This window comes from Helicobacter typhlonius (genome assembly GCF_001460635.1).
In the GTDB taxonomy this organism is placed as follows: domain Bacteria; phylum Campylobacterota; class Campylobacteria; order Campylobacterales; family Helicobacteraceae; genus Helicobacter_C; species Helicobacter_C typhlonius.
The window spans coordinates 1496201-1516752 of sequence record NZ_LN907858.1 but is presented as its reverse complement, the minus strand read 5'-3'; the positions used below and the strand labels follow the sequence as shown (position 1 = coordinate 1516752).

The 20552-nt window shown below is 38.6% G+C and carries 25 protein-coding genes; 14 read left to right on the top strand and 11 right to left on the bottom strand.

Annotated elements, in window-relative coordinates; genetic code table 11:
* Window positions 1-21: 21 nt before the first annotated feature.
* Both waaA and BN2458_RS07520 read left to right on the top strand, forming a co-directional pair.
* Window positions 22-1260, top strand: coding sequence for a lipid IV(A) 3-deoxy-D-manno-octulosonic acid transferase (gene waaA / locus BN2458_RS07525; protein WP_231944763.1), 1239 nt, complete (start codon window positions 22-24; stop codon window positions 1258-1260).
* A complete protein-coding gene (locus BN2458_RS07520; RefSeq protein WP_034328295.1) occupies window positions 1247-1987 on the top strand; it encodes a pseudouridine synthase family protein in 741 nt (246 codons plus the stop codon). Before waaA ends, BN2458_RS07520 begins: the two co-directional genes overlap by 14 nt.
* A gap of 3 nt (window positions 1988-1990) precedes the next feature.
* Here BN2458_RS07520 and BN2458_RS07515 read toward each other — a convergent pair whose 3' ends face one another.
* Together BN2458_RS07515 and BN2458_RS07510 are read right to left on the bottom strand one after the other, a co-directional pair.
* Window positions 1991-2770, bottom strand: coding sequence for an FkbM family methyltransferase (locus BN2458_RS07515; protein ID WP_058122082.1), 780 nt, complete (start codon window positions 2768-2770; stop codon window positions 1991-1993).
* 130 nt (window positions 2771-2900) lie between these two features.
* Entirely contained in the window at window positions 2901-3125 is a 225-nt protein-coding gene (locus BN2458_RS07510; protein ID WP_058122081.1) for a hypothetical protein, read from the bottom strand.
* Between the two features lie 251 nt (window positions 3126-3376).
* Here BN2458_RS07510 and BN2458_RS07505 point away from each other — a divergent pair, with 251 nt between their 5' ends.
* Entirely contained in the window at window positions 3377-3973 is a 597-nt protein-coding gene (locus BN2458_RS07505; RefSeq protein WP_034326963.1) for a YqiA/YcfP family alpha/beta fold hydrolase, read from the top strand.
* 70 nt (window positions 3974-4043) lie between these two features.
* Here the strand turns inward: BN2458_RS07505 and BN2458_RS07500 are convergent, their stop codons facing one another.
* The 4 genes from BN2458_RS07500 to BN2458_RS07485 are packed head-to-tail and all read right to left on the bottom strand — an operon-like array spanning window position 4044 to window position 8099.
* Window positions 4044-5429 carry an FAD-linked oxidase C-terminal domain-containing protein gene (locus BN2458_RS07500; RefSeq protein WP_034326964.1) on the bottom strand — a complete coding sequence of 462 codons (1386 nt, stop codon included), beginning with the start codon at window positions 5427-5429 and terminating at the stop codon, window positions 4044-4046.
* Window positions 5430-5431: 2 nt separating this feature from the next.
* Window positions 5432-6196: a plasminogen-binding N-terminal domain-containing protein gene (locus BN2458_RS07495; protein WP_231944762.1), complete on the bottom strand. Its 765-nt coding sequence runs from the start codon at window positions 6194-6196 to the stop codon at window positions 5432-5434.
* A complete protein-coding gene (locus tag BN2458_RS07490; RefSeq protein ID WP_034326968.1) occupies window positions 6196-6837 on the bottom strand; it encodes an NUDIX domain-containing protein in 642 nt (213 codons plus the stop codon). The genes BN2458_RS07495 and BN2458_RS07490 overlap by 1 nt, the downstream gene beginning before the upstream one ends.
* Complete coding sequence (locus BN2458_RS07485; RefSeq protein WP_081951481.1) at window positions 6834-8099, bottom strand: peptidoglycan DD-metalloendopeptidase family protein; 1266 nt, start codon at window positions 8097-8099, stop codon at window positions 6834-6836. The genes BN2458_RS07490 and BN2458_RS07485 overlap by 4 nt, the downstream gene beginning before the upstream one ends.
* Before the next feature lie 269 nt (window positions 8100-8368).
* Here BN2458_RS07485 and BN2458_RS07480 point away from each other — a divergent pair, with 269 nt between their 5' ends.
* Genes BN2458_RS07480 through BN2458_RS07460 form a run of 5 tightly spaced genes read left to right on the top strand, consistent with a single transcriptional unit; the run spans window position 8369 to window position 11910 of the window.
* The gene (locus BN2458_RS07480) at window positions 8369-8560 is read left to right on the top strand and encodes a hypothetical protein (RefSeq protein WP_034326970.1); all 192 of its coding nucleotides are present in this window, start codon (window positions 8369-8371) and stop codon (window positions 8558-8560) included.
* A 60-nt stretch (window positions 8561-8620) separates the two neighbouring features.
* Complete coding sequence (locus BN2458_RS07475) at window positions 8621-8836, top strand: flagellar biosynthesis anti-sigma factor FlgM (RefSeq protein WP_034326972.1); 216 nt, start codon at window positions 8621-8623, stop codon at window positions 8834-8836.
* A 60-nt stretch (window positions 8837-8896) separates the two neighbouring features.
* On the top strand, window positions 8897-9322 hold the full coding sequence (locus BN2458_RS07470; RefSeq protein WP_034326974.1) for a hypothetical protein: 426 nt from the start codon (window positions 8897-8899) through the stop codon (window positions 9320-9322).
* Window positions 9323-9330: 8 nt separating this feature from the next.
* Complete coding sequence (gene flgK, locus BN2458_RS07465) at window positions 9331-11151, top strand: flagellar hook-associated protein FlgK (RefSeq protein WP_034326976.1); 1821 nt, start codon at window positions 9331-9333, stop codon at window positions 11149-11151.
* Window positions 11152-11169: 18 nt separating this feature from the next.
* On the top strand, window positions 11170-11910 hold the full coding sequence (locus BN2458_RS07460) for an EI24 domain-containing protein (protein WP_034326978.1): 741 nt from the start codon (window positions 11170-11172) through the stop codon (window positions 11908-11910).
* Here the strand turns inward: BN2458_RS07460 and BN2458_RS07455 are convergent.
* From BN2458_RS07455 to BN2458_RS10435, 5 genes are all read right to left on the bottom strand, one after another.
* Window positions 11894-13612: a lipoprotein N-acyltransferase Lnb domain-containing protein gene (locus BN2458_RS07455; RefSeq protein ID WP_058122080.1), complete on the bottom strand. Its 1719-nt coding sequence runs from the start codon at window positions 13610-13612 to the stop codon at window positions 11894-11896. The two genes, BN2458_RS07460 and BN2458_RS07455, sit on opposite strands and share 17 nt — an antisense overlap.
* A 2-nt stretch (window positions 13613-13614) precedes the next feature.
* Window positions 13615-14022, bottom strand: a complete 408-nt coding sequence (locus tag BN2458_RS07450; protein WP_034343330.1) for a hypothetical protein — start codon at window positions 14020-14022, stop codon at window positions 13615-13617.
* Between the two features lie 235 nt (window positions 14023-14257).
* On the bottom strand, window positions 14258-14692 hold the full coding sequence (locus BN2458_RS07445; RefSeq protein WP_034326986.1) for a hypothetical protein: 435 nt from the start codon (window positions 14690-14692) through the stop codon (window positions 14258-14260).
* 145 nt (window positions 14693-14837) lie between these two features.
* Entirely contained in the window at window positions 14838-15002 is a 165-nt protein-coding gene (locus BN2458_RS10440; RefSeq protein WP_231944761.1) for a hypothetical protein, read from the bottom strand.
* 20 nt (window positions 15003-15022) lie between these two features.
* Window positions 15023-15376 (bottom strand): hypothetical protein, encoded by a 354-nt coding sequence (locus BN2458_RS10435; RefSeq protein ID WP_231944760.1) that lies wholly within the window; start codon window positions 15374-15376, stop codon window positions 15023-15025.
* Between the two features lie 208 nt (window positions 15377-15584).
* Here BN2458_RS10435 and BN2458_RS07435 point away from each other — a divergent pair, with 208 nt between their 5' ends.
* The 6 genes from BN2458_RS07435 to BN2458_RS07410 all read left to right on the top strand — a co-directional run bounded on the left by BN2458_RS07435 (window position 15585) and on the right by BN2458_RS07410 (window position 20499).
* Window positions 15585-16868 (top strand): citrate synthase, encoded by a 1284-nt coding sequence (locus tag BN2458_RS07435; RefSeq protein WP_034326988.1) that lies wholly within the window; start codon window positions 15585-15587, stop codon window positions 16866-16868.
* 64 nt (window positions 16869-16932) lie between these two features.
* A complete protein-coding gene (locus BN2458_RS07430) occupies window positions 16933-17469 on the top strand; it encodes a 50S ribosomal protein L25/general stress protein Ctc (protein WP_034326989.1) in 537 nt (178 codons plus the stop codon).
* Window positions 17469-18080: an aminoacyl-tRNA hydrolase gene (gene pth, locus BN2458_RS07425; protein ID WP_052082164.1), complete on the top strand. Its 612-nt coding sequence runs from the start codon at window positions 17469-17471 to the stop codon at window positions 18078-18080. Before BN2458_RS07430 ends, pth begins: the two co-directional genes overlap by 1 nt.
* Window positions 18081-18115: 35 nt before the next feature.
* On the top strand, window positions 18116-19192 hold the full coding sequence (locus BN2458_RS07420) for an LptF/LptG family permease (RefSeq protein ID WP_034326992.1): 1077 nt from the start codon (window positions 18116-18118) through the stop codon (window positions 19190-19192).
* 73 nt (window positions 19193-19265) lie between these two features.
* Window positions 19266-19946, top strand: a complete 681-nt coding sequence (locus BN2458_RS07415; RefSeq protein WP_034326994.1) for a F0F1 ATP synthase subunit A — start codon at window positions 19266-19268, stop codon at window positions 19944-19946.
* Window positions 19933-20499: a thiamine phosphate synthase gene (locus tag BN2458_RS07410; RefSeq protein WP_034326996.1), complete on the top strand. Its 567-nt coding sequence runs from the start codon at window positions 19933-19935 to the stop codon at window positions 20497-20499. The genes BN2458_RS07415 and BN2458_RS07410 overlap by 14 nt, the downstream gene beginning before the upstream one ends.
* Window positions 20500-20552 lie beyond the last annotated feature (53 nt).

Below are 20552 nucleotides of genomic sequence, written 5' to 3'. Positions count from 1 at the left end.
TTAAGCATTTGAGGCAAGGCGGTGGATACTTTGGATAAACGCGCAGCATTTCCTTTGATGTATTATTGTGCGTGTGTGCTACTCTATCTCATTGCGTTGCCATTTTTGATTGTGAGTTCTTTTCGTCCAAAACACAGAGATTCTATTCCTGCGCGATTTTCTCCATTGCATATTAAAACACTTGAATATGAGCCACAATATTGGTTTCACGCTTGTTCTTTTGGGGAAGTAAAATCACTCGAGCCAATTATTAATGCGCTAAAATCGCAAGAGATTTGTATTCTTATCACAACTATCACACATACAGGATTCAAAGAGGCAAAGCAACTATATGAGAGCACAGAGCAGGGTGGGGGGCGCATTTTGGTGCGTTATTTGCCTTTTGAGATTTTTTTACCCCTATGGAGCAAGAGCTGTAAGCGTTTGCAAAGCCTTGTCGTTACAGAGGCGGAGATGTGGAAAATGCTTTTTTTTCTTGCAAAGTCTCATAATGCGCATACAATGCTTATAAATGCGCGCATTTCGGAACATTCGCAAAAAAATTATGAATATTTTGCGTGGTTTTATCAAGGTATTTTTGCACTTATTGATGAGGTTTTAGCTCAAAGTCAATTTGACAAACAAAGACTAGAGCGACTAGGAGGCAAAAATATTGAAGTTTTTGGAAATCTTAAAACGCTCAATTTCCCCTCACTTAGCACACATTATGCTAAACCCTCTTTGTCTGTTTTTACTGCGGCAAGCACGCACAAAGGGGAGGAGAAGCTCATACTTCAGGCTTTTAAATCTTACAAAGAGCGCGGGGATTCCACACTTTTGCTCCTTGCTCCTCGTCATCCCGAGCGATTTAAGGAAGTCTATGAGCTAAGCCTAGAGATGTTTCCACGCACCGCGCTTTTTTCACAAGGTGGTTTAGAATCTTATGCGCAATGCGATGTGATTGTGATTGATACTTTAGGAGAGCTCAACAACCTCTACGCCATAAGCGACCTTGTGATACTTGGTGGAAGTTTCGTTCAAAATGTAGGGGGACATAATCCTTTTGAACCCGCATTTTTTGGCACAAAACTCATTAGCGGAGAGCATATTTTTAATCAATACGCGCTTTTTGAGGAAGTTGAAAATTATGTGCTAATTCCACCTCAAAGTCTTGTAGATACGCTTATACGCTGGGAGGAGCTACTATCAAGTAGCATTAAGGCGGATTCTAAGCATAAGCTTGATGCGCTTTTGCAAAAGATACAGAATGCACAAAGATAAAGCTTATAAGGTTCTCGCTCACGCGCATCATCTCTCACACAAACAGGCTAAGGCACTCATTGATAAGGGACTTGTGCGAAGTGGTGGCAAGAGGCTCACTCTCGCTCGGGCGGAGATTCCCACTAATAGCACTTTTGAGGTGTTAGAGATAAAGTCCCCCAAGGTGCTTTTTCGCGATGAATGTATCCTTGCGCTTGATAAGCCCCCTTTTATAGAATCTTATGACTTGTGTGCGATGTTTGAAGGCTGGACTTTGCTTAATCGGCTTGATAAGCAAACAAGTGGCGTGATACTTCTTGTCAAGGATAAGAGTGAATTTCATCACAAGGCAAAAGAATCTTTCAAAAAACAAGAGGTATATAAGGAGTATATTGCTTTGGCGCACGGGAGGCTTGTGGATTCTGTGGTGATTGAACAGCCCATAGTAACAATCAAAAAAGGCTTTGCAAAATCTTATATTGATAAAAAAGGTCTTTACGCACACACAGAGCTTACACCTTTAGCCATTGTAGGAAAGAAAACACTTTTACAAGCGCGTATTTTGACTGGACGCACACATCAAATTCGTGTGCATTGCCAAAGTATCAATCACCCTTTATATGGGGATACAATCTATGGCAAAGCAGATAATGCTAAGAGACTTATGCTTCACGCGCATAAAATTGCACTTTTGGGATATGAATTTATCTCTCCAATCCCTAAGGATTTACAAATAGAGCATTTATAGAATCTAAGCATTTTGCGGTTTTGGTCTTGCAAAGAGTATGCTTTCATACCTACCAAGTGTAAAGTGATCAAAGTAAAATTCATAATCAGTGAGTAATTCGTGTAAAAATAGAGGTATATCCACATAATCAGCACAGCTGTGGTATAGGCAGATAGCAAGTTTTGGTCTAAATTTTTTTATACTTTTTACTCCGCCTTTAAGTGCATTAAGCTCCGCCCCCTCTATATCGAATTTAATAAAGTCAATTTTTGGTATTTTGTTTTGTTCTACAAAGTCATCAATACTTATTGTTTGAAATGTTATATCTTGTTTGTTTTGTTTATCTGCTATTATAGTAGCAGATGAGCCCCCACCGCTAAATGATACAAATGTGTTAGAATCTACATAAAGCGGTCTTTTTACCAAGGTGATATTATCGCATTGTGGATTAAGTGCCATATTTTTATGAAAAATCTCTATATTTTGTTCCATAAATTCAAAGGAAAAGACTTTGCCATTTTTACCAACTAAATGTGAAAAATAAAGTGTAGTCTCGCCATAACAAGCCCCACCATCAATAACATAATCTCCGTTTTGGGCAAAAACTATATCTCTATACTTGTATTGCTGTAATACAAATTGATTGAAAATTCCAGGCTCTACATAATAAAGCCTTATGTCTGCAATATTGATTTTTGATAAGTCAAAGAGGTAAAGCTCACTTAGTGTGGAGGAAATTTTTTGGTGAGACTTGGCAAGTGCTAAGTCTTTGTATTTATGCCAAATGCGGTCATAAAAAAGCACAATGAGAAAACCTTTGTAATTGGAGATTTGGTTGATAACTGCGCTTAGATAAAGATTTTTGCTGTATTCATCATTGAGGATATGTTCTATTATAAATTCAAGCTTTTTTGTGTCAAAAAAGTAGAGAAATTTACATCTTTCTATTACCCCCCCCCCCGTAATTTTTGTGGCTAGATTCTAATACATTTGTTTGCAAACTTGGTAACATAAATCCATCACCCATTCGTGGGTAGCTACAAGCTTGAGAAAGCTTGATAATATGTTTTATGCGATTTCTTAATTTTTTACTACAAATGAGAGATAGCGAATTAGCAAATATTTTAGAAGCATAAAGCGGTAACTTGCGTAGTTTCATATAAATATCCTTAAGTATTGGTGGTAAATTCTAGGGATTGTAGCAGAAATTACACTATTGTACAATAAGTTTTAAATTTTTACACATTAAATTGCGGCAAGATTCTATCTTTCCTGCATTATTGCGATAAAATCGCCGCATAAATCTTACTTATGCTTACAGGATACACTTAACCTAAGGCTAGATTCTATAATATATGTGTAGGAATAACATACCACAATACAATAAAGTATGCAATTAAGGAGACAAAAATGGAGTTTTTTTATTCTCACGGATTCCATTCTTCAAAAAATTCTATAAGCTATAAGCGCATATGTGAAGGCTTAGGGATTGTGCCTTTTGAGCTTATTTATGATAATGGTGGAGATTTTATGATGAATATGCAAAGCCTAGCGACACAGCTTAAGGCTTATAGGCAAGATTTTGCATCAAATGCACCCTTTGGCTTTATTGGCAATTCTTTGGGGGCATTTTATCTCTGGCAACTTATTCTTTACGCATCTCAATTTGGATTAGCTTTGCCTCATACTTTTATACTTTTTAATCCCGTGTTTGAGTCTCTCACACAGCTTAAAAAATATATCGATAAGCCCCAAAGTATAAGTAATACTGAATCTCACTTCATCTTAAGCAAGACGCATTGGCAAAGTTACGCTCTTGCCTTGCGCACTCCTATGCCTCAAAATATACGCATAATAGTATGTTTTTCTATGAATGATGAGCGCATTGATAGCAGTATTTCACAGGCATATTGGCAGCATTACGCGCAGATTCTATATATAGAGGGAGGGCATATTATTACTGATTTTGCACCTTTATATGATGATTTGCACCCCTATTTGCAATAACCTAGTTCATAAGATTCTATAACTTATGCTAAAACTTTAATTTGTCTTAGAATCCTGCCTACTCTCCCATTTATAAGCCCATTTTTCCCGGATTTAAAATATTGTGCGGGTCAAATGCTTTCTTTATTCGCGCGAATAAATCCATTTCTGCTTCACTAAATGCAAGGCGCATAAATGGGGCTTTAGAAAGTCCTATGCCGTGCTCTCCACTCAATGTTCCCTCTAGCTCAATGGCGATTTTAAAAATCTCCTCTATGCACTCATAGCCTTTTTGTAGCTCTGCCTTGTCGCTTGGGTCTTTCACCATTACATTTACATGCACATTGCCATCGCCTGTATGTCCAAAGCAGGGAATCTTAAAACCATATTTGCCACTCAATGCGGAGATTCTATTAAGCAGCTCTGGGAGCGCGGAACGAGGAACGGTAATGTCTTCATTCAGCTTCTTTTTGCCATAGATTGTGATACTCTGGCTCACATTGCGTCTTGCAAACCACAGGTTTTGTGCCTCCTCGTCATTTTGTGCGATTTTAAAGTCAATGCAACCATTTTCTTTGAATCTCTGCTCCAAAATATCGAGTTGAAAATCAAGCTGCTGTTCCAAATCGCCATCAACTTGTGTAATAAGTATCGCCCCGGCATTTGTCGGTAACCCCTTATGGAATCGCTCTTCTACCGCATTGATACTCAAGTTATCCAAAAACTCCATTGCCACAGGCGTAATCCCACTTGCCATTGTCTTATACACAGCATTCATTGCAGATTCTATATCGTTAAACACGCCCATAGCTGAACGCGCAAACTTCGGCTTAGCAATAAGTTTGAGGGTAATTTCAGTAATTACTGCAAGTGAGCCCTCACTTGCTATAAGAATCCCCGCAACATTAAATCCTGCGACATCTTTAATTGTTTTTTTTCCTGCGCGAATTATATCACCATTTGGAAGCACTGCACGTAGTGCCATAACATAATCTTTTGTAATGCCATATTTTGCTGCGCGCATACCACCGGCATTTTCACTCACATTGCCGCCTAGTGTGCTGTATTCTTGACTTGCAGGGTCAGGTGGGTAAAATAAACCCTTTGCCTCCACAGCTTCTTGGAATATTTTATTCACCACTCCGGGCTGCACCCTCGCGATAAGATTCTTTTCATCAATCTCTAAAATGCGGTTAAAGTGTCGCTCCATAGCCAAAACAATGCCGCCTTTTACAGGTAATGCTCCACCTGTGAATCCACTTCCTGCACCACGTGGGATAATTGGAATCTTATTATCATTGCAATAGGTTAAAACCGCACTCACATCACTTTCATTTCGTGGAAAAACGACTGCTTCAGGCTCATATCGTTCTTTTGTTGCATCATAGCAATACGCCACCAAATGTGCCTTATCGTCATAGCAATTTTCTTCGCCCACAATGCGCTTTAGGACCTGTATATGTGATTTATTAAGCATATTTACTCCTTATGTGTGAGATGAAAGGCTTTGAGGCTTGGCTCTAAGAGGTTGTCATAGTAGCTAAAATAATTTTGCGATTTTTTGGAGCGCAATTTACTCGCAAGTGAGCCGGTATCAATTTTGTCAATACGAGAGAAAAACGGCGCACTGGTAGATTCAATCTGCATTTGTGGCAAAGCCACCTCCTCTAAAAGCGCGAAGCTTTGACAATCAAGTATGTTTATGCCATTTGAGGCAAAAATATATACGAGTCCCACGCTATAAATATTGCAAAACTCTTTAAAGTGCTTATGTTTTGGGTCATTAATGCCGTCTTTTGCCAAAAATGCCGCAAACATATCAATATGTATAAATTGTATCCGTTCGTGCGTAGGGGCGGATTCATTATAGCTTAGGATTTGATTGTAGCTATTTTGGTTTGGGGCTATGGCTATGGCTTTATTATAGAATCCACCAATAAGCACCTCATCGCCCTGTGTGGGTTCAAATGTGGGTGTAGGGAGGTATTTTTGTGCGATACTCTCAAATGGCTCATACTCTGCATAGGCTATATTATCCTTAATGCGCGTAATAGTAGTACTAGCAATAATCACATTGTAGCCATTTTTATGCGTGAGAATAATACCGCTTTGCCCGACTTTTAGCCCATTAGCCGCAAAGCTCACACTTTTAGGCTTTGCCTCAATAATACTTTCTCTCTTTGGCTTTATATCAATCCCATAAAGCACACTTACGCACAATAAAAATAACATTATGCCTCTCATCATTTCTCCTCTGCTTTTGCCTTGAGTTTATCATAGTGGCGTAAAAACCACATCACCCCAAATGCTAAACCGGGTGTTTTAGTAATCTCTGAATCTAGTGTGAATGCCTCAAGTTCGCTTACCTTTACTAACACAGATTCTATAACCTCTCCGTCAATGCCTCCACCGGCATTTACTCGATTATTTTCATCAATACTTGCATAAAATAATGTTTGCTTCGCGCCACTATGTCCCACTGCGGTGGAAAAATTTGTAATTAGTCTAAGCCTATCAACCTTGTATCCACACTCTTCAAGCACCTCTTCTTGTGCGATTTGCTCTAAGCTTTTTCCTGCCTTATCGACAAGTCCGGCACATAGCTCATAAGTGTAGCCTTTTGCTTGAGATTCATAATCAAGTTGTTTGAGGGGGTGTTCATTTGGCAATGTTCTTGCAAACACCGCTGGGCGAAATTGCTTCACAAAGAGCAAACTATCCTCCTGTCGATGATAGAGTAAAATCGCTACTGAATCTAAACTTTTCATAAAGTCCCATTTGCGTTTTACACCATTTTCACTATATAGCATACGGCGCGGTTTGATATATGGAGAATCCACACATTCACAAAAGTTTATATCACTGATATGTGAAAAATGCCTCATAGGGTTGCCTGTGGTGCTGCACTCTGTGCTTCTTGTGTATCTTTTATATCTATACCCTTTATATCTTGAGCTTCTTTCATAGAATTTGCTCCTGTGGAATCTGTATTATCCGGGAGATTTGGTTCTGTGCTTGGTGTGATAGTATTTACACTTTGGACTAGGGCTTCTTGCAAGTATGGCATAAATTGCTTTGTAAGCTCGATAAATGTTTCTTTATCCTTGCCTTGCAGTTCTTTACTTACAGCTTTCACGCTTGAGAGGGGATTGATTGGGACATTATTACGATAAAGTCCAAAATGCAAATGCGGTCCTGTGCTAAGTCCTGTCGAGCCAACCCGCCCGATGAGTTGTCCTCGCTTCACTGCTTTACCTACTCTCATACCCGAGGCAAAAGAATTCATATGTGCGTAAAGTGTTTTGAGATTGCCCTCGTGGCGAATTTCTATGAGGTTTCCATAACCTCCTCTTTTGCCGGCAAAAATTACTACGCCATCAGCTGCCGCAACAATGGGTGTGCCTTTTGGTGCAGCATAATCAACTGCATAGTGAGGACGCACCGTGCCAAGTATGGGGTGTTTTCTCCCAAGCGAGAATCTTGAGCTTATCCGCGCCCCTGCCACAGGAGTTTGTAATAAGAATCCTTGAATCTCCTTGCCATCTTGATTGTAATATCTCCCTTGATTATATCTAAAAATATAATGTGGTTTTTTGTTGATTTCTACCACTGCTGCTTTAATAGCGGCATTCTTAAGCGGTTTGCCTAGCCGATATTTACGCTCATAAATAAGTGCTAATCTATCGTTTTTCATCATACTTCTAAAATTGACACTATTTTTATAGGCATTTAAAAATTCACCAACCAAGCCACTATCGTGTGTCATTTCCATTAAATCTTGATAGGGGGATTTTTGGATAGAGAGGCTAATTGTCTGTTCCTGCTCGAAATAAATCATCGGCGTAAAGTCAAGCGTATAGCTATCCTCGCGCTTAAAGATGTGAATCTGCATACCATCACCTATGGGGATAAGAGCCTGAAGTAGTTCATCATCTTTGCCTAAAAGCGTATAGTAGGTAACCCCTGCATAAATTTCAGAAGTTAGCTCCTTGTCTTTTGGCGGGAGATTATAATACACGCTCGTGGGGATATTATACTTTTGAAAAAATGCAAAAAGCGTATATCCAGATTCCCAAGTCTGTGAGTGCGCCATTGCACCAAAACACAAGTTACTAAGTAAGCCCATAAGCATAAAGATTTTTTTCATACAATCCTCTTTTTAAGATATAGAATCTATCAAGCCTCTCACATTCTTTATGTAACATAAAGCGCGGATTCTAATATAAAAAGCTTAATAAAGATGTTAAAATACGCACTGCTTTTGCTATAAAGGCTAGGGCTTTTTGGCATTGTTTTTGCATATATTTTGCAGTTTTGTATGCAATTTTCGCTCATTTAGGGTGTTAGAAAATATACAAAATTAGCCGATGTATAGTGCAATCTATTTGTATGCAAGTATAGATTAAGGAGTAAAAAATGGGCACAGGCTTAAGAAATTGGCTTATTCCTTCAATAAGCTTTGTAGGGCTTTTGTATATTTTACTACTGCTTGGGATTTGGGCATATCGTGTAGATTCGAGCACGCCGCTATTTAGTGGCGATAGTTATTCTAAGGGTGTAACAACGCTCAAAGATTTTAAGCAAGAATTGCAAGGATATGTAAAATAATGCTAAATCTTTTTTGTTTTTGGTCGATTTGGCATAAAATCACTTTATAAGGGGTGTCTTATGATAAATGGTGTAAATGCAAGCGTTGTCAGCACAAACGCACTTAACAGAGAAGTGCTTAATAGACAAAATGAAAATACCGAAGTAAAAGAAAAAGAGCAAGTACAACAACTCTCACGCGCAGAGCAAATCAAAGAGCAAATCAAAAATGGCGAATATAAGATTGATTTGCAACAAACTTCCGAAAAAATGGCATCAAATTTGCTTAACCTATAAGAAATTCCTCCATTAACACAAGTGTCATTATTGTGGGAGTGGAGCATATAGGATTTGGTTATGCTACATACTTACATTAATGGTGCAATAGCTGATTTAAAGGCTATCATAGAGCTTACACAGCTTGATAATACCGATATACAGAGTGCGAATCACGAGGCAATTTTTGGGCGACTTGATAAAAAAGATACATTGGTAAAGGCATTTGAGGAGAAAAAATCCCTTATCCACCAAGAAATGCTTTTACTCTGCAATAAGAATCCAAATAAATCCCTCAAAGATTTGCTTGATGATGAAACAAGTGATTTACTCGATTCTATGCGTGGCGCATTGAGTGAGCTAAAAATACTTAATGCCAATTACGCAAGAAGTGTTTTTGCGGTGGCAGAGTTTTATAATTCCCTAATGAAGCGCATTGTCCCGCACGAAAGCAACGGCTATGGCGATGCGTGTGCGCAAAGTCATTTACTCAAAATTCAAGCATAAGGTGCAGTATGGGCGGTATCCTTTCATCTCTTAATACCTCTTACACAGGTTTGCAAGCACATCAACTTATGGTTGATGTAACAGGCAATAACATTGCAAATGCGAGTGATGAATTTTATAGTCGTCAGCGTGTGCTTGTGCGCCCTGAACGTCCGCTTTATTATCAAGATTACAATCTCGGCAGAGGTGTGAGCACCGAGACTATACAGAGAATCCACGATGAATTTGTCTTTACACGTTATCGCAAGGCAGCTGAAGAAGCGCAGTATTATGATACACATTTTACGACTTTGCGTGAGGCTTCCGCATTTTTTCCCGAAGTCGATGGCGTAGGTATTTATAACGACTTAGAGGAGTATTTTAATGCGTGGAAAGATTTAGCAAAAAACTCTGTAGATCCCGCTCAAAAGCAAGTTTTAGCTAAAAATGCGCAGGTGCTTAGTAGGAACATACAAGATACGCGCTTTAGACTCGTGAGATTGCAACAAAAGGCGAGTGAAGAGCTTGAAGTAACGATAAATGAAGTCAATCGTCTTGCAAAAGAAATCGCCCATATCAATGCTAAGCTCAAGGAAATGGAAGACCAGCGCGAACTCAAACAAGCTAATGAATTACGCGATAGACGCGATGAACTAGAATACAATCTTCAAACGCTCGTTGGTGCGAATGTCTTTAAGAATCATTTGGATTCTAATGCTTCTATCCACCCAAAACTAGCGGACTTTGATGATGAGTATGTGCTGAATATCGGCTTTGGTTTTAATATCGTTGATGGTGCGATGTTCCACCCAATCGTGCTCAAAAAAGATGATAATCACCTCAACCTTAATCGCATATATTTTCAAGGTGATGATTTTAAGACTGTTGAAATTACTGACAAAATCGTGCAGGGCAAAGCAGGTTCGCTTATCTCACTTTATAATTCCGGAGCTGGAGGCACACGGGTAGGAAAGATTCAAGACTATATCAATCATTTGGATATTTTTGCAAAAGGGTTTATCGAGGCTACAAATGCTATCTACTCTCAAAGTGCGACAACACAGATTCGTAGCGATAAACTTGATGTATGGAGTCTTAATGCGCTTGTTGATAGTAACTATAATATTAAAACGGGTAGCTTTGATGTGGTCGTGTATAATATGCAGGGCAATGAAATAGGGCGCAAAACAATTAAAATCGATGAAATCACAACAATGAATGATGTTGTTCGTGCTATCAATGGAAATGACGATGACAATAAGGACAACAACGCTCTAAACGATATTGACGACTATTTTCGCGCATATTATGATAATGGATCTCAAGAGTTTAATATCATTGCTAAGAATCCTTCACAAGGGCTTTATGTCGCCATACAAGATAATGGGACAAATTTTACAGGTGCATTTGGTTTGAATAAGTTTTTCGAGGGCGATAGCGCACACAATATCACGCTTAATTATGAATATGCCAAAGATGCCACGCTCATACGCCCGTGGCTTGCCCCCGTGAATGGAAATTTTGAAGTAGCAAATATGATGCAGCAGCTCCAATACGATGATGTGGATTTTTATATGAATAAATTTGAGACAAAGCAAATGCGTATTTCTGAATTTTATCAATATCTCTCTGGACGTGTGGCAAACCAAACTGAAGCTACACAACGCACAAAAGAGACAAAAGATTCTGTGCTTTCTGCTGTCAAAAAGGAACATTTAGCGATTTCACAAGTGAGCCTTGATGAAGAAATGGTGAATCTTATTAAATTTCAAGGCGGCTACGCGGCAAATGCCAAAGTCATTACGACTATTGATAGAATGATAGAAACGCTACTTGGCATTAAGCAATAAATTCCAAGATTCTCAATTATGTTGAATATTCTTAGCAAAAGCATAAAAGATTTTTTCTCGCCTAGAATCTTAACACTCACGCTCTTACCTGCATTCTTTGGGATTCTTTTATGGGGGAGCGTGTTTTATGCGCTAGGCGATGAAATATTTGCTTACCTCTCAAGCTTATTTGTAGGCTTTTTGCCTGATTGGCTTGATATGGGCGGAATCATAGGGAGCATTATTCGATTTTGTGTTTCTTTTGCGCTTTATGCACTCTTTGGGTTTGTGTTTGTCGTGCTGATTTTGCTTACCAATGTCTTTTTTTCTTTATTTTATACGCCCTTTATCGTAGAATATGTGCGGCAAAAAGACTTCCCTCATCTGCCAAAAGCGCAATTTGGCTCATTCCTTGAATGTCTGCTTATTTTTGTGAAAACCTTTCTCCTCCTTGGATTCTTGGCACTGCTCTCATTGCTTTTGTATCTCATTCCATTTTTTGGCTCACTGCTCGGCTCTTTCGCGCTTTTTGTGGTGTGGTATATATTTTTTAAAAAAATGACTTTTTTTGATGTAGGCAGCTCAAGTATGCAGCGAGAGCAGTGGCAGATTCTCATTCACACTCAAGTGCTCAAAAACCACGCTTATGCACTTTTAGCCTATCTTTTTAGCTTTGTGCCATTTCTTAATTTTTTCCTTATGCCACTGCAGATTCTGCTTATCACGCATTATTTTTTCACAAGGCTTGATGAAATACAAAGTGTTAAAAATTCACACTAATACCGCTTTGCCAACTCACATAATCACCATATTTAAAAGTATCCCTCCATTGTATTTGTGCGTAAAAATCCCACTGCTTATAAACATTAAACCCCACAAAGCCGCTTGCTTGCTGTGTATAGCCCCTTTGATTGGTAATATCTATAAAATAATCATAATTGCCAATAAGCCTTAGCTTCTCAAATCTCCCCACAATCCCAAAATGTATATCTACAAATGCGTTATGATTTTTCACATAGTCATATCCCACAAGCGGTAAAAGATACACACTCAAATTACCCACATAGCTACCAAACCCGGCTCCAAATGAAAGCTTAGGCTTTAAGCGTGTATGTGTGATTTCATCAAATGGATTTTCAAAACTCAAATTGATATATTTTGATAAGCTCTTTGTGCGGTATGAATCTGCAACCGAAAATAAATGCAATGCTTCTATCTTATCAATAAAAATGGAGGCATTCTCAAGATTCACATAGCCCTTTATACTCATAAGACGAGATTCTATCAACTCTTTGTAGGCGTTATTTGCATTTGTTATATCAGCATAAATAGGCGAAAAATACACGCTCATCATTGAATGACCAGCTCTATTTTCATAGCCTAATGAAAATTTTGCACTATCACGCACTTTTAAGATTTTATTATGACCATATTTATCGCTAAAAGCTTTTTTATCCTGTGGAATCTCCACGCTTAAACTTTCTAAAAGCCCAACATTTTCCAAGCTCTTAAGATACTCCATAGGCGTTTGATATGGTTTTAACTTTTGTGTGTCAAATGCCTCATTTGCCACACTTAACACACTTTTTAGGGCATCATTGCAGTTATGCGTGATAAAAGAATATTCCACAGGAATATCTTTAAGCTCCCATAAATGTGCCAAAAGCAATGCCTTAGAATCTAAATCTAGCTTTAACCCCAACTTCCATAAACTCCGCTTTTCATTTTCAAGATATTCAAATGTATTATTATCAAGTGGTTGCAACGCATAAATACCGCCAAGATTCCCCATTAATGCCCGAATATACATAATAGGATTAAGCCCAAGCTCTGCATTAGCAAAAAAGCTTAATGAATAGCCCAAATACTGCCCTTTTTGTATGTGTAAATCACTTCTCCCCTTAAATGTTTTGTGTAAATCCGCCTTTGCTTCCCCCTCTAAAGCTAGAAAAATATGCCCCATAGCCGAACCGGGATAAATATCACTCTCCGCAGCAAAAATGAGTGAAATTCTATCGCTTGGCACAATCTCCAAGAACTCTTCATATTCCGCACAATGCGTTGTTTTAATCATCTCTTTTAATTGTGGAAAAAACCGCGATAAAAACATTGCTCTTGCAGGATAAGAACATAAAAAAGATGAAGTATTTGTTGTGTTTGTATGAGCAGATTCTACATCAATGCCAAATGCCTGAAGTGTTGAAAGAAGCTCGGCTTGGGGATTTATCGCACCCAGTGGAGAGAGAAAAAATCCAGAATCCTGCCTTATAAGCGATGTTTTACCGCGATAATGTAAAAGCCTTTTCCACTGAGAAAGCGAAGCAATAGAATGAAGCGAATAAGAATCTTGTGTGTGGGTTGAGTACCCTTTAGAATCATGTTTAGAATCTAAAGGGTTGAGTCCAAAAGCATATTGTGGGATAAAAATAAGTAGCAAAAATAATAAGATTCTCGCTACCATTTTACATAAGCAAAAAAGCAAATTTAGCTTTTACAATTTGCTTTTTTCTCCACAGGCACGATAAAGTTAGGATTGCTATAACTCCACATACCACCTGTAATAGCATCTGTGGTAGAGCCTGTCGTCCCACCCCAAAGAATATTACCCCAGAACCAACCGCTCATTTTATTTTTACCAGCAATGACAAGTTGTGTGCTTTCATAGCAAGAATTATCCTGCCCACGCACTTCTACGACAGCACCTTTGGCACGAGATATTTTCACTTCACCGGGTAGATTTACCTTTACTCCATTAATCGTAGCAACAACAACTTGACCATTACTTGTTGTAATAGCTACTCTTTGTTTTGTTTGATTTGAAATCGTCGCGCACCCTCCAAATCCTAACATCAAAATCGCCACAATAACAATCCATTTTGCACTTTTTATCATACAAACTCCTTGTAAAAATTATTTGCAAATTAGTTTGCAAAATGGCATTCTATTTTTTTTTGTTTGGCTGAATCTTAAAAGATAAAAGAAGAAAAGTAGAATTTTTCCTTAAGTTGTTGCATAAATTTACAATATTTATAATACCTCACAATGCCACAAGTCGTAAAAAGTGTGCGAGATTTTTAATCCCAAGATTCTCGTCCTCGTGCTTGTTGTCTTTTATGTTTAATACTTTTTAATGGCTGTGCTTAATGTTAGAAATACAATGAGTAAAAGAAGTATTTTTGTAGAATCTCACCACGCTACAAGCGCATAAAGATTCTAAGATTGCCATTGATTGACACTCTTTTTCGCCTATGTATATATCGATTTTTACACCTTGAGAATCCAAAAAATGCAAAAATTGCTCCAATTCTAAAATGCAAGGTGGTGGAGCAATAAGCACGAGTTGGTTAAGCCTCTTTCGCGCTTGAAGTGTATTCTTAGCACATTGCAGTGCCTCACTTACACTTTGAATCTGTATTTTTTCCCTATTGCTTTGTATTCGATATTCTGCACCATTTGCTCCATAGCCCACTATCGCGTATAGATTGTGTATGTAAAAGCTAATGGCACGAGATATATCCTCGCACACATATCTATTAGGATTGTAATTTATTTTTTCACTCATTTTGCGCTTTCTTTGCGGTGCCTCACGTCCATATATGCGTTGAAACTAATCCTACTGAAGTATTTCTTATATAGAAACTAACCATTGCGAGGTGCAAAGGTAGAGATTCAACAAAATATTCTAAATTTATGTCAAGAAGCGAAAACTACTTTTGTTTTTTATCCATTTTAGCTCTATGACGCGCGCGCTGTGCCTTGCGCTGTGCGAGAAAAATGCGATAATTTGTCTCCCACCATAGATAATCTTTCTTGCTCCTGCGCGTAAGCTCTTTGTAAAGGGTGTTTGGCACGAAGGCTTCCACAAGAGACATAGATTCTTTGATGATGTCCTCTAAATCCTTGAAATTTGGATTTTCTTGCTCCTGCTCGAATATTTCAAGCTTTTTAGTGTTTCTTTTGGCATCAGTTTGCGCTCTGCTTGAGATATATTAAGCAGCGGTGCTAGCTCCTCTCTATCTTTATCTGTAAGGACGAGTTTCTTTTGGATTTTTTTAGTCTTTACCGCAGAAATAGATTCATTAATCATTTTGTCAAGATCTTCAAAAGGACCATCTTGCTGTTCTTTTTCTAAAGCTTTAAGCTTTTTTAGTGTTTCCTCGGGCATTAATGCGCGTTCAGCTGCCGAAGTGCCAAGTAGTGGTGCAAGTTCTTTTCTGTCTTTGTCTGTTAGCGTGATGTTTAACATAAAACCTCCTTAGAATCCGCGAATCTCATCTGCAATCGACAATAATACATAAAAACATTTACAATCTCTTAAACATTTATTACAAAATCGCATAAATGTATCATTTAGCACATTTTAAGTGAATTTTGTGCGTAAATTTAATTTTTTTTTGACTTTAGCAAAAAAAATGTGTAATAATCAGGTGCAAATCACATTTTAAGGAGTAAGTATGGCGACTATCACATTAACAAATAATGAAACAAAAGAAAGCTTTGATTTCGACCTTATTGACTGCAATAGAGGACCAAAAGCGGTAGATTTTTCTAAACTCTTTGAGCGCACGAATATTTTTTCTTATGATCCGGGCTATGGCAGCACAGCCGGGTGTAAATCGACTATTAGCTATATTAATGGCAAAGAGGGTGAGCTCCTCTATAAAGGTAAGCCAATAACAGAGCTTGTGGAGAAGTATCGCTTTACCGATGTGTGTAGGCTACTCATCACAAATGAAGTACCAAAAAACGAGACCGAATCTAAGGAGTTTGAGCTTGAGCTAATGCACCGCAGTTTCTTGCACGAGGGACTTATTAATATCTTTAAGGCTTTCCCAGATACAGCGCACCCTATGGCAAATCTCTCTGCTTCTCTCTCTGCACTTTCGACTTTCCATTTTCATCATTTAGATATGACAAATGAGGAAGATCGACAAGTAATGGCAAGACGCGCCATTGCGAAGATTACCACACTTGTAGCTTTTGCCTATCGCCATTCTTTGGGGATTCCATATATTTATCCTGATGTGGCGCGAGGCTATGTGGAGAATTTCCTCTATATGCTCCGCGCATATCCGGGTGGCAAGATGAAACAAACAATTAAGGGTGAATTGGAAATTACACCTTTGGAAGTTGAGGCTTTAGATAAGATTTTTATTCTTCACGCTGACCACGGGCAAAATGCTTCTACAACGACTGTTCGTAATGTCGCTTCCACTGGCGCACATCCTTATGCTGCTTTGAGCGCGGGGATTAATGCATTGTGGGGTGCTGCGCACGGCGGGGCAAACGAAAAAGTGCTTGATATGCTCAATGAAATCGGTGATGCAAAAAATGTTGATAAGTTTATCGCTAAAGCAAAAGATAAGAATGATCCATTTAGGCTTATGGGCTTTGGGCATCGTGTGTATAAAAACTACGACCCACGCGCGAAGATTCTAAAGAAGCTTAAAGATGATTTGGATAAGAGAGGCATTAAAATGGATTCGCGACTAAGCGATTTGGCACATAAAGTCGAGGAAGTAGCACTAAGCGATAGCTACTTTGTAGAAAGAAATCTTTACCCAAATGTTGATTTCTACTCGGGCATTATTTTATCTGCACTTAAGATTCCTGTATCACTCTTTACCCCAATTTTTGTTATTGGACGAATGCCCGGCTGGTGCGCACAGCTCTTGGAGCACATCAAAGATCCTGCAACGAGAATTACACGACCAAGACAAGTATATATAGGAGATTAACTCAAGTGTATTTAAGGGTTTTTGGCTATAATGTCGCCCTTAAATTTTCATAAAGGATACAGAAATGTTAGAAGGACAAATTAGAAAGAGTATTTCAAAATCAGAGGCAAAAGCCTTGAGGAATGATGGTTATCTAATTGCAAACATCTATGGCAAAGGACAGGAGAATATTCACTGCGCCTTTAAGATTAATGACTTTATCAAGGAAGTCAAGCATAAAAGCACTTTGATTTTCCCTGTAAAAGTCGGTGGGAAAACCTTAGATGTGGTGATTCAAGAATATCAAAAAGATCCTGTAACGAATACTATTATTCACGTGGATTTGCTTTTAGCACAAAAAGGCGTGACTTGTAAGTTTAAAGTGCCTGTGTGCACTAAAGGAAGCGCGAAGGGCTTGAAAAATAAGGGTGTGCTTTTTATTTCAACAAAGCGCATTAGCGTGAAATGCATTCCTGAAAAACTCCCAAATACTTATGAGATTGATGTGAGTAACTTAGATGTGGGGGATTCTATTCTTGTGCGTGATTTGCCACAAATTGAAGGTGTTAGCGTTATCAATCGTCCATCAGTGGCAGTTGTTGGTGTTATCAAAGCGAAATAATGTCCTGCTTCCTTGTTGCAGGGCTTGGTAATCCGGGTGCCAAATACGAAAACACTCGGCATAATGTCGGTTTTATGGTGCTTGATTTTTTATCTCAAGAATTAGGTTTTACCTTTAACTTTGATAAAAAATTCAACACACAAATTGGAAGCATACACATAGATTCTCACAAAATCTTTTTTCTCAAGCCCCATACTTTTATGAATCTCTCTGGTGAGTCTATCGCTCCTTTTGCTCGGTATTTTAATATCACACGCATTTTAGTAATACACGATGATTTAGACCTTGCCTTTGGCGATGTGAGATTCAAACTCGGCGGCTCAAGTGGCGGGCATAATGGCTTAAAATCCATTGATAAGGCTATGGGGGAGGACTATCTGCGATTGCGCTTTGGCATAGGTAGAAACACACAGCAAGATGTTGTAACTTATGTGCTAAGTGATTTTAGTGCGGAGGAAAAAAAACAGCTTTGCGCCACAATGCCCTGTATGCGCGATGCCATTATGTATTTTTACACTACGCAAGAAAATACACAGCAGATTCTATCAATCTTACAAAATCGCTTTACGCTAAGGCAGAGCAAGATAGAATCAGCATATTGCAAAAGATGAGAGAAAGTGATTTTGTGGATTCAAAAGGATAATATATGATGTTTCGTTTTGTCGGGGCGCAGTATTTGAAATATTTTTTCATTATCTTTCTTGCATTGGAAGGGTTTTTTCTCGCTATAGATACGCTTAAATATATTGATGACTTACCAGATTCTGCAAATTTATTAATTCTTTTTCTCTTTTATGATGGCATCTATGCCCTCACTTATACCTTGCCGATTTCGCTCGTGCTTTGCTCAATTATTTGCTATATGGCATTGCTTAAAAGCGTTCAGTTCACGGCACTTATGGCTTTAGGCTATTCTAAGTTACAGATTCTATTCCCACTGCTTATTATTTCAAGCATTTTTACCGCCGGATTTATTGGGCTCAATAGCACCTCGTTTGCATACGCGCAAGAATATGCGGAGGGTATTATTTACCAAAATACACAAAATGTGCGCGAGAATCTTCTGCTTAAAAGTGGCAATCAATACATTTTTTTGCGTAAGCTCTACCCCCTTTCTAATGGCGAGGCAAGGGCGGAGGGTATTAAGATTTTCGTGCTTGATAATGAACATAGACTGATTGGTTATCACGAGAGCAAGGAGGCATTTTTTGAAAGTAATACGTGGATTCTAAAAAATGCAAAAAGTGTGAGTATTTCCCCAACACTTACTTTGGGGGATAATCCACTGCAAATGAGCGTAAGCGAGGAGTTAGAGACGCTTCAAGGTTTTAGCTCTAAGGTGCTTGAGACAATTGCGCAAGATAAACCGATAGCTTCATTGATTGATGCTCTTGCTTCGCTACACATCGCGCATAAGCAGGGTGTAAGCACAGACAAGATACGAGCGATTTTGTATGGACTGCTTATTGTTCCATTTTTTGTGCCACTTTGTATTGCTATCATCGCTTATTATATCCCTTCCTTGCCTCGCTATGGGAATCTCACGCTCATTAGTTTTGTGTGTATTATTGGGGCTTTGGCTATTTGGGGGTTATTTTTCTCCCTCTCGCAATTAAGCGTAGCAGGGCTTATTTACCCTGAATTAGGGTTATTACTCCCTATGGGAATCTTATTTGTTATATTTTTGTGGCATATTCGACATTTAAACAAAAAGTTTTCATAAAATGCAACAATTTAAAGCAAAACTAACAAAAAACTAGGCATAATCGCCATACTCATACTCAAAAGGGGTTACTATGGATGATAGAGTTTTTACCTTTGCAGGGTTGATTAATGCTAATCACGACTTTGTTATTGGCTTTCACACTATCCTTGTGGCAATTATTATACTTGTTCTTGCGCGATATGCGACATATAAGATGCAGGTCGTGCCCAGCGGCATTCAAAATGTCTTTGAGTTTATTATCTCTGGCATCATTAATTTCTCTAAGGATATTGTGGGCGAGGAAGTAGCACGCAAATACTTTCCACTTGCAGCCACTATTGCATTTTTAGTATTTTTTGGTAATGCCATCGGTATTATCCCGGGATTTGAAGCCCCGACTTCTAGTTGGAGCTTCACATTGGTTTTGGCTTTGGTTGTATTTTTCTACTATCACTTCGAGGGCATTCGTGCGCAAGGTATAGTGAGATATATAAAACACTTTATGGGTCCTGTGTGGTGGCTCGCTCCGCTGATGTTCCCTGTGGAGATTATCTCTCACTTTTCGCGCATTATTTCGCTTTCATTTCGTCTCTTTGGAAACATCAAGGGTGATGATATGTTCTTGCTTGTTATGCTTATGCTTGCTCCTTGGGTTGTGCCTGTTGCGCCATTTGCAATCCTTACCTTTATGGCATTGCTCCAAGCGTTTGTATTTATGATTCTTACCTATGTATATATTCACGGCGCAGTAGCCGTTGATGCAGAGCATTAATTTTATTGCTCTTCTTATTACCCCCTCTCTTAGCGGGGGATATATTTCTAAACTTGCTTCTTGTGTGCCGACATTAGGCGCGAATTGGATAATGTATCGCTCACAAAGTGATGAGTTTGTGCCTCACTTTATAGAGTTGCTTTCTCCTTTGAATAAAACGCTTTTACTGAATCTCCCCTTTACAAACCTTACGCAGATTTTAGAGCTTTCTACACATTTTGGAGGAGTGCATTTAAAATCTCATCTTATAGATTTTATTACGCCACTAAGGGCAGCATATGCGCCAGATTCACAAAAGATTATAGGATATAGCGCACACAGCATAGCTGAAGTATTGCGTGCTTTGGAGTTTGGTGCAGATTACTGCACTTTAAGTCCTATATTTTCTACACCCAATAAACCCGCCCCGCTCGGCTTAGAAATTTTAGAGCAAATCCCTTGCGCCTTGCGCTCAAAGGTTATCGCATTAGGTGGTATCACAAAAGAGCATATTTTACTTTTACAGAATCTAGGTTTTGGAGGCTTTGCGGGGATAAGCTATTTTGCAATTTAGCCTTTTTGTGTAACGCACATTTATGTGCTCTTAGAATTTATATGAGAATCTTA